The 17,538-nt window shown below is 55.1% G+C and carries 10 protein-coding genes and 3 pseudogenes; 5 read left to right on the forward strand and 8 right to left on the reverse strand.

The window, feature by feature from the left end; genetic code table 11:
• The first annotated feature begins 473 nt into the window (after positions 1-473).
• From dnaN to OKW43_RS13600, 4 genes and pseudogenes are all read left to right on the forward strand, one after another.
• Positions 474-1,577, forward strand: a complete 1,104-nt coding sequence (dnaN, locus tag OKW43_RS13585) for a DNA polymerase III subunit beta (RefSeq protein ID WP_187632392.1) — start codon at positions 474-476, stop codon at positions 1,575-1,577.
• 114 nt (positions 1,578-1,691) lie between these two features.
• The gene (gene gyrB, locus OKW43_RS13590) at positions 1,692-4,163 is read left to right on the forward strand and encodes a DNA topoisomerase (ATP-hydrolyzing) subunit B (RefSeq protein WP_429447806.1); all 2,472 of its coding nucleotides are present in this window, start codon (positions 1,692-1,694) and stop codon (positions 4,161-4,163) included.
• Between the two features lie 943 nt (positions 4,164-5,106).
• Positions 5,107-5,264, forward strand: a pseudogene (locus OKW43_RS13595) (tyrosine-type recombinase/integrase); the annotation flags it as partial.
• Between the two features lie 344 nt (positions 5,265-5,608).
• Positions 5,609-6,607, forward strand: coding sequence for an HNH endonuclease (locus tag OKW43_RS13600; RefSeq protein WP_429447808.1), 999 nt, complete (start codon positions 5,609-5,611; stop codon positions 6,605-6,607).
• A 9-nt stretch (positions 6,608-6,616) separates the two neighbouring features.
• Here OKW43_RS13600 and OKW43_RS13605 read toward each other — a convergent pair whose 3' ends face one another.
• The 7 genes from OKW43_RS13605 to dcm form a co-directional block, all read right to left on the reverse strand.
• Positions 6,617-7,873, reverse strand: coding sequence for a PIN-like domain-containing protein (locus OKW43_RS13605; RefSeq protein ID WP_429447810.1), 1,257 nt, complete (start codon positions 7,871-7,873; stop codon positions 6,617-6,619).
• A 167-nt stretch (positions 7,874-8,040) separates the two neighbouring features.
• Entirely contained in the window at positions 8,041-8,898 is an 858-nt protein-coding gene (locus OKW43_RS13610) for an HNH endonuclease (protein ID WP_429447812.1), read from the reverse strand.
• Complete coding sequence (locus OKW43_RS13615; protein WP_429447814.1) at positions 8,885-10,504, reverse strand: ATP-binding protein; 1,620 nt, start codon at positions 10,502-10,504, stop codon at positions 8,885-8,887. The genes OKW43_RS13610 and OKW43_RS13615 overlap by 14 nt, the downstream gene beginning before the upstream one ends.
• 11 nt (positions 10,505-10,515) lie before the next feature.
• Positions 10,516-10,941 carry an EcoRII N-terminal effector-binding domain-containing protein gene (locus OKW43_RS13620; RefSeq protein ID WP_429447817.1) on the reverse strand — a complete coding sequence of 142 codons (426 nt, stop codon included), beginning with the start codon at positions 10,939-10,941 and terminating at the stop codon, positions 10,516-10,518.
• A 1-nt stretch (position 10,942) separates the two neighbouring features.
• On the reverse strand, positions 10,943-12,841 hold the full coding sequence (locus OKW43_RS13625) for a DEAD/DEAH box helicase (RefSeq protein ID WP_429447819.1): 1,899 nt from the start codon (positions 12,839-12,841) through the stop codon (positions 10,943-10,945).
• Between the two features lie 135 nt (positions 12,842-12,976).
• Positions 12,977-13,435 carry a very short patch repair endonuclease gene (locus OKW43_RS13630; RefSeq protein WP_429447821.1) on the reverse strand — a complete coding sequence of 153 codons (459 nt, stop codon included), beginning with the start codon at positions 13,433-13,435 and terminating at the stop codon, positions 12,977-12,979.
• A 1-nt stretch (position 13,436) separates the two neighbouring features.
• Entirely contained in the window at positions 13,437-14,693 is a 1,257-nt protein-coding gene (dcm, locus tag OKW43_RS13635) for a DNA (cytosine-5-)-methyltransferase (protein WP_429447823.1), read from the reverse strand.
• A 787-nt stretch (positions 14,694-15,480) separates the two neighbouring features.
• Between dcm and OKW43_RS13640 the strand changes: the two are divergent.
• A pseudogene (locus OKW43_RS13640) lies at positions 15,481-15,867 on the forward strand (transposase); the annotation flags it as partial.
• Between the two features lie 441 nt (positions 15,868-16,308).
• Here OKW43_RS13640 and OKW43_RS13645 read toward each other — a convergent pair.
• A pseudogene (locus OKW43_RS13645) lies at positions 16,309-17,464 on the reverse strand (IS110 family transposase).
• Between the last annotated feature and the right edge of the window lie 74 nt (positions 17,465-17,538).

Raw genomic sequence — 17,538 nt, forward strand, 5'->3', positions numbered from 1 at the left:
GGTGAAACCGACGCGGGCGGCAGGAAATGCTGGAACTGGCTGCGCAGAGAAGCGGGCAGGGGATGAACAAGCCGGCGAGGCTGCCGGGTCCGGACGGGGAATGACAAGGAACGCGACGGCAAGCGGGGCACAAGTGATGCAGAGGCGCGGCAAGCGCGCGACGAATTTGCGGCGCAACCGACCCGTAGCGACTGAAAAACCCGCCCGCGAACAGGCGGCGCAGCGCAGCAGCGCGACAAACCGGCGGCAACCCGGATCACGGTCCGCAAATCGACCTGTTTATTCCCGAACTCGCCCCCATTTTAGTGAGGCGGTCCCGTTTTCAGGCACAATACAGGTTTAACCGCCCGGCGGCCGCGGGCGGATTTCACGCCGTGACGGGCGCTGTTCATGGCGCCGGCGGGGAGTCGCGACTGCACGCTGAAAAGCTTGTCCCGTAAGGCGTGCAGGCCGTTTATCAACGAAGGAAATCTATGCAACTGGTCAAGACCGAACGCGATAACCTCCTCAGGCCGCTGCAAACCGTGAGCGGCATCGTCGAACGCCGCCATACGTTGCCGATCCTCGCCAATTTGCTGATCACCAAGAACGGTCCGGACGTATCGTTCCTGTCGACCGACCTCGAGTTGCAGATCACCACCCGCGCCGATTTCGGCGTGGGCGGCGATTCGGTCGCGACCACGGTGGCAGCGCGCAAGCTCCTCGACATTCTGCGCGCGATGCCCGACGGCCAGGTCACGCTGACGCTGAATGACAAGCGCCTGACCGTGCAATCCGGCAAGAGCCGCTTTGCGCTGCAAACGCTCGCCGCAGACGAATTCCCGACCGTCGCTCAGGCTAAAGACTACGGCGCGAGCCTCGTGGTTCCGCAAAAGACGTTCCGCCAGCTGCTCGGCATGGTCCATTTCTCGATGGCCCAGCAGGACATCCGCTACTACCTGAACGGCATGCTGCTGGTGGTAGACGGCGATCAGCTGATGGCGGTCGCGACGGACGGCCACCGTCTCGCGTTCTCGTCGATGAAGATCGAGGGCTCGTTCGCGCGTCAGGAAGTGATCATTCCGCGCAAGACGATTCTCGAATTGCAGCGCCTGCTCGAAGACATCGACGACACGCTCAAGATCGACATTGCGCAGACGCAGGTCAAGTTCACGTTCGGCCAGGTCGAACTGGTGTCGAAGCTCGTGGAAGGCAAGTTCCCCGACTTCCAGCGCGTGATTCCGAAGTCGCACAAGAACAAATTCCAGATTGGCCGCGAAGAACTGCAGCGCTCGCTGCAACGCGCGGCGATTCTGACGTCTGACAAGTTCAAGGGTGTGCGCTGCATGGTCGAGCCGGGCCAGTTGAAGATCATGTCGACCAACGCCGATCAGGAAGAGGCGCAGGAAGAACTGGAAATCGCATATGACGGCGACAGCGTCGATATTGGGTTCAACGTCACGTATCTGCTCGACGTGCTCGCGAACCTGAAGGTCGACATGCTGCAGGTGAGCCTGGGTGATGCCAGCTCCAGCGCGTTGATCACGATTCCCGAGAACGACGAATTCAAATACGTGGTGATGCCGATGCGCATCTGACGCGTCCAGCATAAAGAAGAACACCAAGGGGCGCAGCGCCCCTTTGGCGTTTTTATGGCGTTTTGAAAAGTCCAGAGCAGCAACCTTGCAGTAACGCAGAACCGGAAAAAATCCATGACTGAAACGAACAATACACAGCCCGATAACAGCTACGGCGCCTCGTCCATCCAGATCCTCGAAGGTCTGGAAGCCGTGCGCAAGCGGCCTGGGATGTACATCGGGGATACATCGGATGGCACCGGTTTGCACCACCTCGTGTTCGAAGTGCTCGACAACTCAATCGACGAAGCGCTCGCCGGGCATTGCAACGACATCCAGGTGATCATCCACGCGGACAACTCGATCTCGATCACCGACAACGGCCGTGGCGTGCCGACCGGCCTGAAGATGGACGACAAGCACGATCCGAAGCGCAGCGCCGCCGAAATCGTGATGACCGAGCTGCACGCAGGCGGCAAGTTCGATCAGAACAGCTACAAGGTGTCGGGCGGCCTGCACGGGGTGGGCGTGTCGTGCGTGAACGCACTGTCGGGATGGCTGCGCCTCACCGTGCGCCGCGACGGCAAAAAGCACTTCATGGAATTCCACCGTGGGGTGCCGCAGAACCGCGTGCTCGAAAAAATCGACGGCGTGACCGTCTCGCCGATGCCAGTGATCGGCGACACCGAAAACCGCGGCACCGAAGTGCATTTCATGGCCGATGAAAAGATTTTCGGCAACGTCGAATATCACTACGACATTCTCGCGAAGCGGATTCGCGAACTGTCGTTCCTCAATAACGGCGTGCGTATTCGTTTGACGGATCAGCGTTCGGGTAAGGAAGAGGATTTTGCATTCGTCGGCGGCGTAAGGGGTTTTGTCGAGTACATCAACAAGAACAAGTCCGTGCTGCACCCGAACATCTTCCACATCATGGGCGAGAAGGACGGTGTGGGAGTCGAAGTGGCGATGCAGTGGAACGACAGCTACAACGAAAACGTGCTGTGCTTCACGAACAACATTCCGCAGCGCGACGGCGGCACGCACCTCACGGGTCTGCGCGCGGCGATGACGCGCGTGCTGAACAAGTACATCGCCGATCACGAAGTCGCGAAGAAGGCGAAGGTTGAAACGTCTGGCGACGACATGCGCGAAGGGCTGTCGTGCGTGCTGTCGGTCAAGGTGCCGGAGCCGAAGTTCAGCTCGCAGACGAAGGACAAGCTGGTGTCGTCGGAAGTGCGCGCGCCGGTGGAAGAAGTGGTTGCGAAGGCGCTCGAGGAGTTCCTGCTCGAAACGCCGGGCGACGCGAAGATCATCTGCGGCAAGATCGTCGACGCGGCGCGTGCGCGCGATGCGGCGCGCAAGGCGCGTGAGATGACCCGGCGCAAGGGCGTGCTCGATGGCGTCGGCCTGCCAGGGAAGCTTGCGGATTGCCAGGAGAAGGATCCGGCGAAGTCGGAGATTTATATCGTCGAGGGTGACTCGGCGGGCGGGTCGGCGAAGCAGGGGCGTGATCGGAAGTTTCAAGCCATCCTGCCGCTGCGCGGCAAGGTGCTGAACGTCGAGAAGGCGCGCTACGACAAGCTGCTTTCTTCTGAGCAGATCGTTACGCTGATTACCGCGCTTGGCTGCGGGATCGGCAAGGAAGACTACAACCTCGACAAGCTGCGCTATCACCGCATCATCATCATGACCGATGCTGACGTCGATGGCGCGCATATCCGGACACTGTTGCTGACGTTCTTCTATCGGCAGATGCCGGAGATGATCGAGCGCGGGTATATCTATATCGCGCAGCCGCCGCTTTACAAGATCAAGGCGGGGAAGGACGAGCGGTATCTGAAGGATGAGTCGGAAGTGAACGCTCATATTCTTCGGCTCGCGTTGCAGGGGTCCGAGTTGTTGGCTTCTGAAGGTGCGACTCCGATTACCGGGGATGCGTTGGGTGAGTTGGCGCGGGCTTATCTGCTGGCGCAGGCGGTGGTTGATCGTTTGAGCCGCTTGTATGACGCTGGCGCGCTCGAGGCGGTGATGGATAGTGTCGTTATCGACCTCTCCAGCGAGCAGGCGGCCGAGTCTTCCGCTCGCGCGCTTGAGGCGAAGCTGCGGGATGACGCGCTGAAGCCGGAAGTGCGCGTTACGACGATGTATGACCCGGTGCGGGAGCTGCGCTCGCTGCGCGTCGCGCGGACGCATCATGGGAATCAGAAGATCTCTGTGATCGATGAAGAGTTTCAGCTGACCGCGGATTATCAGCAGCTTGTGAATACCGCTAATACGTTCAAGGGGCTGATTGGCTCTGGCGCTGTGATCAAGCGTGGGGAGCGGAGTATGGCGGTTAGTGACTTCAAGAATGCGATGAAGTGGTTGCTGGCGGATGCTGAACGGAATGTTTCCAAGCAGCGCTATAAGGGGCTCGGGGAGATGAATCCGGGGCAACTTTGGGAGACGACTATGGATCCTGCGGTGCGGCGTCTTCTGAGGGTGCAGATCGAGGATGCAATTGCCGCCGACGGTATCTTTACTACGCTCATGGGGGATGATGTGGAGCCGCGGAGAGCTTTCATTGAGTCCAATGCGTTGAGGGCGGGGAATATTGATGTTTGAGGGTGGGTGTAGACGTAGGGCGCCAGAGTAAGTGCGACTGGCGCCACAGTTTTGCGACTGTGGGACGCAGTTCATGCGACTGGCCTACTTAGACGCGAAGGGACCGCCATTGTTTATCGCAAACGTGGGCTTGCGACTAACGCCCGGCTTGGGGACTGCGCTTGCGCTAGAAGCCGCGAATAGCCGAAAGTCGCACTGGCGATGCCAGCCGGGCAACGGAATTCGTGAGATCTGATCTGTGGGATACCCCCGAAACTAGAGCGCTCGTGTGTTGCAAGCTCCTCGAGCACCGAGGCATCGACAGGTGGATTCGTCGCGATTTGGCCCACCCAACCCTCTCCAGCCTGCGGGGCGCCGACTTTGCCAAATACCGTGACGAAAGGCGCTTAGCGGGTCGAGCAGAAAACACCATCCGACTTGAATTGCAGATTGTCAGTCATCTGTTCGAGATGGGCCTATCCAACCCCTTGACTAATATTCGGAAGCCCACTGGAAGCCAACCACGAGACCGGCGGCTTCGACCTGGTGAGTTTGAAAAGCTGTGCGTCCTCTTGTCGGCCAGCGGGAATCGATGGGCCGCCCCTGCTTGTGAGCTGGCCATCGAAACGAGTCTGCGCCAAGGTGCAGCACTGTTCAGTGTCCGCTGGGAGTGGCTCGACATTCAGAGTCGGATGATCAAGTTTCCACCTGATGCCCGTGGAACTGACAATAAGAGTGTTCCGCCTGCATTGCCGCTTTCCCGCCGGGCGATCAACGTCTTGCGGCACCTTGCGGCGATCGCAGAAGGGGCTGATACCAGATTGGCTCGCTCAATGTTTGGCCCAGCCAACGCTGACCTCACAGGACTAAAAGGCCGTGTGTTTGGCACAACCACCAACGCAATAATTTGCGTCTGGAAGCGAACCATTAAATCCGCAAGCATCGAAGACCCGATATTTATACTCTCCGCTGGCACGATTTGCGACATGAAGCAGCGTCGCGGCTATTCGAGAAAGGGTTACATCCGATGGAAGTCGCTTCGATAACCGGTCACCGCAGCATGCAAATGCTGAAAAGGTATACACATTGAAGCCCGAGAGTTTGCTGGAAAAACTAGGATAGCCCGCAATTGCCACGCGCGGCCTAATCGGGAATGTCGCGACTAGGCTGCGCCGCAATGATCCGTCTGATCACTCTCACGCCGATGCCTGTCAACCAGGCGACCTAGGTCAGATTCAGCCCAATCCACATATGCCGTTTGCGCGCCTGTTGCCTACGCCGCCGCCTATGTGGCACTCTCGATAAGTTTCAGCAGAATAAATCCATTCGAGGACAGTCATGTCGCAAATTTCTGCGCATTGCCACAGTACAAAGCATCACGCTAGCGGGTCCCAATCCATCGTGGTCGGAGAGCCGGACCGACTCGTCTGCAATACCTCCACCAGCCTTCAGCAGGGAGCATAACGATGAGCCCCCGGGCGTGGTCGTTTCTTACGATCGACGGGGTGCGCCAATATGGAGGAAACGTTGGCTATGAAGACGACCCAGCAAAGGTCTACCGCTACGACAGCGACGTCGCAAATTGTCGACAGGTTAAGAAAGACGACGTAGTCATTTTGCGCTCGCGGACCGAAATCATTTGTGTTGCGGAAATCGGGGAGATCTTGGAAGGGCAAGGCCACAAGGAACGGCTGCGTTGCCCAATCTGCCGTGCTACCAACATAAAAAAACGCGGGACAAAAACTCCCGAGTGGGCTTGCAAGAATCAGCACTCATTTGACGATCCGACGCGCGAGACAGTGGCTGTTCACACGTTCGAAGCGCATTATGCAGACACTTTCCGCTTGCCTCCGCAGGAGCTTACGACGACTCAGCTACAAGATGCCGTTCTGCGCCCGAGCGATCAGATGTCGATCAAGGAGATTGACCTCGCGAAGATCGAGCGATTCCTTTCGATAGACCCTAGCTACCGCCAGCTCGTTGTCGCGTACGCCAGCGCGATCTCGCCGGACGCTACTCCGCATTCGATGGATGACACTGAGGCGCCGCAATCAATCATTGCAGCTAGGAGGCGAGTATTGCGCGAAGTCAATCTCCGGCGCGGACAGCAGCAATTCCGCGATCGCTTGATCCGGCTCTATGGCGCAGCCTGCCAAGTGAGCCGCTGTGCGTTTCCAAGCCTCGTCGAGGCGGCGCATATCATGCCGTACGCGCAGACAAACGATCATAGCGCTCACAACGGGCTGCTGCTTCGCAGTGACCTTCATACGCTTTTTGATTTGGGATTAATGGCAATAAATCCTCTAGATATGCGTGTTTCGCTACACCCCGATTTGTTGCTTGTGGGATATGCCTCTTTTGACGGTGCATCGCTGTTCACAAACGGTACAAATGGTCCGAATCGCGACGCGCTCCGTGAACGATGGGAATTTTTCCAGACCTGTCTTCAGCGGCAATCGACTTGACTTGCAGCGCTAGTCCGTTTCTGGTCGCCTATATACGTTTTCTCTGTGAAATTTAAGACTATCTACGCTGATTTCATGATTTTGATCCACTCGCAAACTACCGTCGAGACCCAGAAGCGTGAAATCATCATTCACAGAGAATGCCCCTCTATCGAACGTCTTGTGATGGTTCGGGCAAAGCAAAAGCGTGTTTCCGAGCACTCTCGCGCCACCCTCGCTTACCGGAATGATCGAAGCCGCTTCCGAGGCACCGTCAAACGAGCATATCTGGCAGCGGTCACCGTACATCTGCACCAAGTGCAAGCGCACACGGTTCTCTTTGTATAGCCTGTTTCCTAGTTTGACTCGCTCTGACGAGATCGTTTTAACCTGCTCGATCGAATCCTTCTCCACATGTATCCCGAGATGCTGACTCGCCAGAGACATGAACCGTTCTGAATTATATATATAAAAATTCGACAATCCTGCTTCGGAAAAAACCTCAGACAGCAACTCTGGCCGTGGCCCCACCGTTTTTCCATTTACTCGAAGCCACCAATCTTGCTTATTATCATCCGTAACAAAAATAACGCCTTGCGGCTTCTTTCCCTTGATGAATTGAAGTATTTCTTTCCACACGATCAAATCGCCAAACTCGCGCTTCACATACATACCTCTATCGATAATATACGTGCCTTTTTTCTCGTCCTCATCAGCATAGCCAGGTGGACGCTTCGCCTTGTAACGAACAGCACCCTCTTTAAATATACCCTCGATCTCCTCAGAAGAAAACGGCGAGCCGATCCTTTCTGCAAAAAGCTTCTCTATCTCGCTTCTTATACTGTCTTCATGATGAACGTCCAACTGCTCACTTTCCAGTTGCGTTAATTGGGCTCGATATTTATTAAATGACGCACTGATTTCTTCCAGTAATATATCAGGGTCAATTGAAGAATGCCGCTTTCGAAGCTCCAAGGCATCCAGTTCCTTGCGCAATCTGGATTCAATGTCCGATATTACCGTATTGACTTTTCCGTATTTTTCTCGCTGATCTGAAATTACGGAAAGTCTATTAGACTGAAATTCCAAAGCAGACTGGTATGGCAGCCACAATCTGTTTTCAGAGGAGAGGCCGACCAATATCCGCAGTAGATCATCCCGGGCCTTCTTCGGGTACCTGTATAAATGAAGCAGCATGTTGGCGTCGAAAATGAAGACGGCGCTTTTAAAAAGTTCGGCAAGCTCAGAATCAGCAAGCCGATAGAATTGCGGGAACAGATTCTTCAACACACCCCCCATTATAATGCATGCCCTATCTATCCCAAGGCCTCATCTATATGCAAGTGGACCAAATCTCAGCGATATTTTATCGTCTGGTTCAATTTTATCTGTTGTGCCGGAGATCGGCAAATCACTGCAAAGTGATCACCACTGACGAGAAAAAATACCCGAAATCACGTCCTGTCTTCTGAAATTTTCTCATCGATGATTTCGCGAAGCTCCTCAATGCTAAGCGGAGGAGTCTTGCGATGAAGCATTGCGTGGCAATTCGGGCATACCGGTACTAAATCCTTTTTCGGATCCACCTGATAGCTCCCACCCAGCGAGGATACGGGTGTTGTGTGATGAACCTCGATGAAATCCCTGCCCAATTCGCCATAAAATGCCAAAAAGTCAAAACCACAAATGGTACATTGCATGCCGAAATAGGCGATGCACGCGTTGCGATTAACCGGACTTCTTTCATATCGATTTACCTCAACGCGCATTTTCGCGCCCTCAGGCAAACCTTCTTCATAGGCACTGCCGACGTCAACGATGTCCTCTATAACAAGTAGCGACAAGACGAGACCAACGCAAACCGAAGCCACCTCTAGCGCGCGCGCTCGGAGGTCGATTTCGCTGATCTTGCCGACGGGCAACATAACGTCACAGTCAATTTCGAGCTTCCCCCATTCCTCCCTAGGCAAATCTCTCAGATCCTCGACAGGATTGCCGTTGACTGACGCAATCACTCTGAACCCTCTTGCAGCAGCTAACCGAGCCAATTCCGCGAAAGCCTCGCGCGCATCAGAATCGGCTTGGCCCATACTACGCAGCAGGCGGCGAGAAAATGAGTCCGCCCGGAAACTCGCCTCGATCCGCCGAGGAGTTCGTGCAATTAGTACGCCGAAGCCGTTCGGATGCTCGAGGTCATCCGGGCGTATCACTATGAACGAACCTCCGTCGACATTTTCGACGCCGGCGGAGAACGCAACGCCATAATGGTCTTCGAGTCCTCGCGCCAACAAAGTCCCGTCAAGCGTTGTCATTGCTCGAGTCACCTTCAACATAGTCCGGTAAATCCGCCACGAGCTTTTTCAGATTACGCGATACCTCTATCCGGAATTCTTCAAAGGCATCGCGATTTTCATCGCTGACATTATTTAATTCCGCTTGAGCCAAAGCCCAAAGAAGGAAATCAAGAGCTTGAACTACCGTGCTATTGCTTTTATTTGGCAAATATGCTTTCGAGTAATATGGATGACCCGTGTTTAGCGTAACTCCAGCACCGCCATTTACCAGCGACATTTCCCACAACACGCCGTTATCAAGCGCGTCTGCCGTCGAGATATGCACCAGCCCTAGGTCATCCGAAGTCACAATACGCAGAGTCGTGGTCGAATGACCCGCGTTGTTAGTGACCTCTACCTGTCCATTTCCAGCCGCGGTTTCAGAAACTGTAGCGAGCTTTAATGCCCGTACCTTCTGTTGAATCGCGTTATCTGAATTTGTATGAATCAGTGTCGCAGCACCTTTAGCAACTCCCGCTGCGCCCTTGCGGTAGCGAATCTCGGCTTCGCGCCGGGGAGCAGCCAAGAATGTATCTCTAAGCCATTCATATAGATTTTCGTTAAGGAGAATTCTCGATTTTTTAATGTCAACCTGAAACGCGTCGTCCAGTCTGTGATCAAACGACAATTCAACACGCAGCAGCGAAAAATGTGGCTCTTGTTTATACATTCCAAGCCAATCTGGACCGTGAATCAGTCGATTCTCACGATACACGTACACGCCTTGCCGTTCATTTGATATTTTCGCGGCGGCTCTGCCCGCGTCGTCGGGAAACTCCTCCTTTCGCGGTAATATGAATGCGCGAACAGTGAAGGATGCGGTTTCGCCATTTGTCAATTGAACCGCCACGCTCCTGTCTACGACGGGCTTTTTTGTCTGCGCAAGACAAAATGGGTCCCATGGCGCAACCACGACGCCATTCAATCGGATCTCCACCGTGTGCGAACGATCATCGTCGTGATCGAGAAACCTTTGATATACCGTGCCAATATGTTCGCGCAGAGACTCTTCCAGTCGCCGCAATGCGTTTTTTAGGGGCTTTCCGTCTGGCCGCTTCAGTTCGCTAAAGAGTCGATCAACCTTTTCCCAGATCACCACCGTTCCGGCCGAATTGATTGCAACTGCTTCGAGGAGCTGCGTTTCGTGAGGCTCGGGCTGTCCAATTTCGAGCGCCCAACTGTTCGCGGAGCTCATCTCGTCAAGATCCCAGACAGCGCGCAGCGGTTGCATTGAGCCACCATCCCGAGAAACGACGATCAATCGTCGGCAAAAAGCGGTCGATGCGGTCTTTAAGCCCAGACCAAATTTCCCTAAGCTTGCGCTATCTTCTCGCTTCGAAGACCCATAACGCATGGCATTAATTAGTCCGCTCCGGTCCATGCCGCAACCATTGTCGGCAAACGACACAGCGATACCCCCTAAGAAGTCCACGCCAATGCGTACATCAACGGTGGAGGCGCCCGCCGCTATTGAATTGTCGATGATATCCGCGACAGCTGTGTTAATGATATAACCCGTGTCGCGTAGCCCCTCGCTTACCCGAGCTACATCTGGCGGCACATCGACTGTTTCGATTTCCAACATCTTATATCCTTTCACGCTATGTTAATGATCTTCCAGCCACCACTTAACACGAGAACATCATCCGAATGATGCATGAGCGACGGACCGTTGGGCCGAACGCGCGCAACGTAAACTGACCCATTCTCATTTTTTGAGAATACAAGCTCGTCATCGACTTTTGCATCCACAGCACGAAGATATTGGGTCATACAAGTGAGTCGATATTCATTGCGCGTACCGCCAAATAATCTGTTGTTATAAAAAATAAAATTGAATGTCCACGGAGTCTCACTAACAGACTCCCGAACTAACATTTTCACTCTCGGATTTTTTGTCGATCTGTTAAGTGGGGGAAAGAAATTTAAAATATCATCCTGCTTAGGAACCAAAATTCCGGCCTGATGCGCCCCCGTCAAACCGATATCGTTGGCACTGAGTCGCTTAGAAATTTTTTTCATATCAGTTGCGCCCACTTTTTATAGGTGATGTTTGCAACGCTTTGAAGACGATAGAAGAGTCTATTTTTCCATCGTGCCCCGTTACAGCTCCTTCTGCCATCTGCCGTTTATGTTCCGCTCGCTCAAGCATTATTTCTTCAACAGAATCTGCAAAGTAGAGGTGGTGGACCGTCACTGGCCGCGTCTGCTTTCTACGAAATGCGCGCGCAGTAGCCTGTGCGGTCAACGCAGGATTCCATTCTGGATTGTAGTGGATCACATGATTTGCGGCGGTGATATTCAGGCCAGTCCCGGCCGCCTTGGGATTCAGAAAAAGTGCCCCTGGACCGTTGAACGAAAAGAATGAATCAACGACCCCTTGCCTTGCTGGAACATTGACCCTTCCATCTATATAATCGAAAAAGACGTCAGGCCATCTTATCGGCAGATCTTGCTTCAATAAATCGATCATGCCTTGATAGCTTGTGAAAATCAGCACCTTTTCGGTTGACTCGAACAGCTCGCTAAGAAGTTCAAGAAGTCGCTGATATTTCGGCATATCGTGCGTAGGATCGCCGGGCCACTCAGTCGATAAGATTGGATGTGCACATAAGACCCGAAGCTTCGACGTCGCAACAATACCGGCGCCCGCGCCATATTCCGCCATCGCGTCAAGACGAATTGATTCGTAGGCGAGCGCCAGCGACTCGCTCATTTCGATTCGTTGTGGGATCTCGATTTTGTCCGGTAAGTCTCTGGCAACTTCTGCAACCCTCCGTCTTAGGATCAACGGGGACACGACAGATGCCAAGCGACTTGCATCGTCAACATGATCGCTGTATCGCCCCCGAAATTCCGATAACTCCCCTAGTAGACCAGGTAGGGCGAAATCACTTACCGACCAAAGGTCTTCAAGATGATTTTCCACCGGGGTGCCCGTAACCGCCAGTGAGACGCGACGAGGCAGCTTCTTGACTGCCAAGGTCCGCTGGGCGGCCGGATTCTTTATATTTTGAGCTTCGTCCAAAATTACGATGTCCCAAGGGACGTCGCCAAGCAACTCTTGGTCACGGACTACTGTGTCATAGGACACAATTACAACTTCGGCCCCGATAAATGCTTCCGCAACCCCCGCACGAGCAGAGCCATTGTGAACAATGGTCCTCAGCCTTGGGGCGAAGGACTGGATCTCTCGGCGCCAGTTCTCAAGCAGGGTAGCCGGCGCAACGACCAACGATGGACTTCTTCCCTCATTTTGTTCCGCCTGAAGGAGCGCGATAACTTGCAGTGTCTTGCCTAGACCCATTTCGTCGGCGAGTACGCAACCAATATCCTCCGACTCGACAAACCGGAGGAACGCAACCCCGTCGCTCTGATATGGGTAAAGGGTCGCGCAGAGACCTTGAATACCGCCATCGGTTGTGCCCATCCGCATGGCGATATCCATTGAAGAACTGACCGCTTCGTCCAGCAATTCCACGGGTGGCGAGCTCGCAGCACGTATCCGTAAAAGCTGCCCGATGGTCAAGGAATCTTTGCGACCAATACCCAAGTCCGTTAGCCACCCATCAGCCACCGCCATTTCATCCGAGTCGATCGGGTACCAACTTCCGCCTGCGATGATTTGGTCGTGAATGGGCACAACAAATACCCCAGCAGCAGTCTTCACCCCGACTTCCGCCTTTATTGGTGCAGGCGGCGCACCGAACAACCTGATGGTCGTTCTGGCGGGGTACCGAGAGAAGATCACGCCGGGCAGAGCACTAATCAGTTTTTGCGTCGGCAGTCCGGCTTCGTTGGACGCTGATGGCGAAAATGCCGCCACAAACACCTGGCGGGCACTGGGAAAATTTCTCTGCCCCGAGGTATCGATAACGCAGACCCGGTCGTCTTCAACGCTCCACGTCAACTCTCTATTCATCTTTGAATCGCCGGCAACGGTTTAGAGCAAAGCGTAACGGGTCGTCGGGGTACGCGAAGGGCTAGCGTCGACCGCGCATCGGAACGCGACTGATCGGGTGGACCGTAGGTGCCGCACCCAATTTCATAAATCTGCTTACGAGGGAGCGTCTTCGACAATGTTGCAAAACCGTTCATTGGATAACAACCATGTCCGGACACGCTGGCTCAGCACTTCCGGCGACAATCGCATCCTCCCCTTCAAGGCGCACTCCCAAATGACACATACTCGCCAGTGATTATCTAGGAGTTCCATGGTGACGTGCGCATCGTTTGCCGTGTTTCGCGCGATTTTTGATCGCCAGAATTCAGGACGAGACGAGGGCAGCCTGAAAAGGTGGCGCGCGTGACCATGCCAAAAGCAGCCATGAACTAGAGCGACCGCTTTGTGCCGCCTCAAGACGATATCCGGTTTGCCCGGGAGCTTTTGATCGTGAAGACGAAATCTGAAGCCGCACCCGTGCAACAAGCTCCTTACCTGAAGCTCAGGTCGAGTGTGAGCGCTCCGTATGCCGCACATCATTCGACTGCGCGTCTCCTTGTCTACGATGTCCACATCACCCCACTGACAACTGCGATTCTTGGAACCTCTCCGTTTCCGCCGGGTGATTTATTCCAAGAATATGCGGCAACATGATTCGGGCTACCTCGGTGATTACGGGGACGACCACACTATTTCCAAATTGCTTGTACGCCTGTGTATCGCTAACGGGTATTACAAATTCATCGTGAAACCCCATTAGTCTGGCGCACTCTCGGGGAGTCAACCTACGCGGATTTTTATTTTTACCGCGGTTGATCAAAATCTCCGACCCGTCTTTGTAATAACGCGCCGAAAGCGTTCGAGCCCGATCACTCCCTTTAACCAGACCAAAGCCGAAACCGTTACCTGCAGCTCGGTGTTTAGCCGCGTAAGCCTGAAGATAGTTCCACAGCTTATCCGAGAGTACATACTTACTGTTAACCATTGCCTTCGCACCAATCGTATAAGGCTCTTCGGTAATCTCTGAACCGTTTTGCGGATGCAAAATGGAATCCAGCGTTGGCTTGACAGTAGGAAGATGCATGTTCTCCCAAGAAAAATCAGTCTTATCTCTAAACCCGACAATAATGATTCGCTCTCGATGTTGGGGCGTGAAATGACCGCCGTCTACGACTTTCCATTGGACGTCGTAACCGAGCTCTTCTTTAAGGGTTTTTACAATCGTCCTGAATGTGTTGCCCTTATCGTGAGAAAGAAGATTCTTCACATTTTCGAGAAGAAACGCCTTTGGACGTTTCTTGGCGATGATTCGCGCAACGTCGAAAAACAACGTGCCTTGCGTTGTACATTCAAATCCGTGCGGGCGACCAAGCGCGTTCTTCTTGGATACTCCGGCGATCGAAAATGGCTGACACGGAAATCCAGCCAAAAGCACATCGTGATCGGGCACATCTTCGGCGGGGAGAACCGTGATATCGCCAACATACGCATGTGTGTTGCCAAAATTCGCAATATACGTTTTCTTTGACCAATCGTTCCATTCAGAAGTAAAAACGCATTTTCCACCAACAGACTCGAAACCCAAGCGAATCCCGCCTATTCCGGCGAAAAGGTCAATGAAGCTAAAAGTGTTCAATGGCAGAGCGCCCTGTCGCTCACCTCTCAGGATCTCTCGCAGCGCGGGCAGAACCATCGCCGGGCAAGAACTCTGCCCGTTTTCCCAGCGAGCAATCGTTTTCGCCGTAACGTCGAGTTTTTCGGCCAATCTCTTTTGGGTGAACTGCCCTCGTGCGTCCCTAAGCGCTTGACGCGCTTCTTCATGACTTGCCATCAGATCCCTCTGGGAAAATTTGGGGACATTATGACCAAGATCCCACCCAGCGCCAAGTGTTTCCGCATACTCCCTGAACTGCCTTTCTAGGAGCCAACAAGTCGAATCGTCCACGGTGTGCGCAGCGCATATGCCAAGCAAAGCCGTGCGAATTGTGATCCGCGGTGAATAATATGACGACCATCTCATCCACTCTCTTCTCAGCGCCGCGGGTTCCAAGTTGAACCGACTGTACCTGTTAGCGGCAGTCGAGACCTAATTTTCCAGAAATTCCAGCGATGAAGTTTCGGATCATCGGCAGCGCGCGCCTTGTCGCCCATATCGATCACCGTTGCTGGAGCCCAATAGGAAACCGTTGTCAGGCCTTTAATTGGCTAGGTACATCGGATCACGGCCGGTGTATCGGTAGCCACAAGGTCTTTTGTGGTTAACCGCAAGACCGGCACTCGATCACATGAAAGCTGCAAGCTAGTCGATCCCACCCTTATGCATCTCGCCGAAACCATGCCGCTAATTCCGCATGCGGAATTAGCGGCATGGTTTCGCGACGAACACACTTGTACGATGGTACCAGTCCGGACAGGATCCCGAGCGTCGTCTACCAATCCTGTCGGCCTACCTCGGCCATGTGCACGTTGAGGATACGCAGTGGTATTTAAGCGGCTCGCCCGAACTGATGCGTGAGGCGATGCGCCGACTCGAACAGCACTGGGGGGAACGGCAATGACTCCTTCTGCCACCTTTGCTCCACTACTGGAACATTTCTTCACGCAGCGCCTGATGCAGCAGCGCCAGGCGGGTTCGTCCCGCGCATCGCGACTATTGGCGAAGTACTGTGCGCGCCGAAGAATGGTTACTCATTGAATGGCCTGATGGCGACATGGAGCCGCTCAAATACTTTCTCACTACGGCCCCTGAGGAGGCGACACTTGAGCAGCTTGTCTTCGTGACCAAGATGCGCTGGCGCATCGAACGCGACTATCAGGACCTGAAACAGGAGTTCGGGCTTGGGCACTATGAAGGGCGTGGCTGGCGTGGCTTTCATCACCACGCCACACTGAGTATCGCTGCATATGGGTTTCTGATGACTCAGCGACTCATGATGTCTCCTGCTTGGACTACGGCTCATGCAACGATGGCACTCTTCCCGTACGGCGATAGACTGCGCAACTAATTATGTGACACAGTAAGATTTCTATGGGCATTGGAAGTCAAGCCCTTTGGTGATCTGTTTCCCGTGAATCAGTTACCTCCATGTGAGGGTGCTGCGGGTTGTCCACGGCTGGCCAGCGGGTCGCCTGTCACGACCACGACGCTGGCCGGCGGTGGACAACCCGCACGGCGAAGGATGCCTGATTCATGTTCGGAATCCTTCTTATAAAGCTGAACTTCAACGCGAGTCAGGTCGGAGTGTCTGATGTCCGGGCAACCACCCCCGGACTAACTTCTATCCGTGCCGGCACCAGGCCGGTCACCTCATACCACATGCGCAGAGCGCTGGAACCACTCCGTTACCGACGCGCCCCATCTAGAACTACGCTTGCCCGCCGGGCAAGCCTCTTACTGTCCGGGCGCGCCTGACCTTCAGGCCGTGTCATCGATCGTCATTCGCCGCTCAGGCTGCAACCGTGTTGCTGCCGGGTGGCTTGAGTGTTGCCCCGGGAGGAATCTCACCATGTTCCAGATAGCGCCACAAGGCGATCGACAGACGACGCGCAAGCGCCACTATGCCGATGCGTCGCACGCGCTTGCCGCCTCCCGCGAAGCGCTCATTGAACCACTGGCTCAGCTGGCTGGCAGGCTGGAAGCGCAGCCAGCTCCACGCGAGTTCTACCATCAGCCATCGCGCCCGTTTGTTGCCGGCCTTGCTGATGCCCTGTTCGACTTCGCTGGTGCCGCTTGCGTAAGGCGTTGGTGCCAGGCCCAGGCAGCCGGCGATTTCCCGGCGGTTGTGAAACTGCCGCCAGCCGAACAGTTCCTTGACCAGGGTCCATGCGCTGCCGGTGCCGATACCCGCGAGCCGCGCCAGCACCGCGATCGCGGGTTGTGCGCCGCTGCGGACCTGATGGGTCTGCAGCGCCTCAAGCGTCCTGATCTGCCTGACGACAAGCGACAGCCGCTCGACCTCGCGCTCAATCTCGGCGCGCAAAGCCGGCAGCAGTTGCGCGGCGTGCTGCGCCCACCAGCACGTCCACGCGCGCCCACCGATGTGCTCGACGCGCAGATTGTGCAGCACCAGCAGCGAGCGGATCCGGTTGCTGTGGGCGGTGCGCTCCTGCCGCAGACGCCCGAGTTCCCGATGCACGCGTCGCTCATCCTCCTGCTCGGGCGTCGGAATCCTCGCGACCGCCCACACCCGCCGTTCACCCGCGGGGTAGCGCATCAGCATCGACAGCAGCTTGTCGCTGTCGAGCCGGTCCGTCTTCGCGCGGCGTGCCCGCCGGTTCACTTCGATACTGGCCGGATCCACCACCAGGTTGACAATGCCTTGATCGCTCAGCCAGCGGTGTAGCCAGAAGCCATCCCGCCCCGCCTCATAGCAGCTGCGCACCGGAGCGTCGGTTGCCAGATGGCAACGCGCTTTGGCCCTGGCGATCGCCATCAGCACCGCCGCTGTATCGCCGGCCGCCACCATACACCGGCTCGGCGCGCGCACGCCGTCGCCCAGTGACAGCTTCCAGCTGTTGTCGCCCAATTCGAACGCGACATACAGCCCGGCCGGTGATCGTTGTATCTTGCCCTTGACGGGCCGTCGTGACAGGCGCATCCATTTTGCGTGCTCCTTTCGAAAAACGGGTGTCGGAATCTTCCGTTTTACTCCAGGGGCTTACTCTCGCTGACCTTG

The organism is Paraburkholderia sp. WC7.3g (assembly GCF_050436345.1).
Lineage (GTDB): Bacteria > Pseudomonadota > Gammaproteobacteria > Burkholderiales > Burkholderiaceae > Paraburkholderia > Paraburkholderia podalyriae.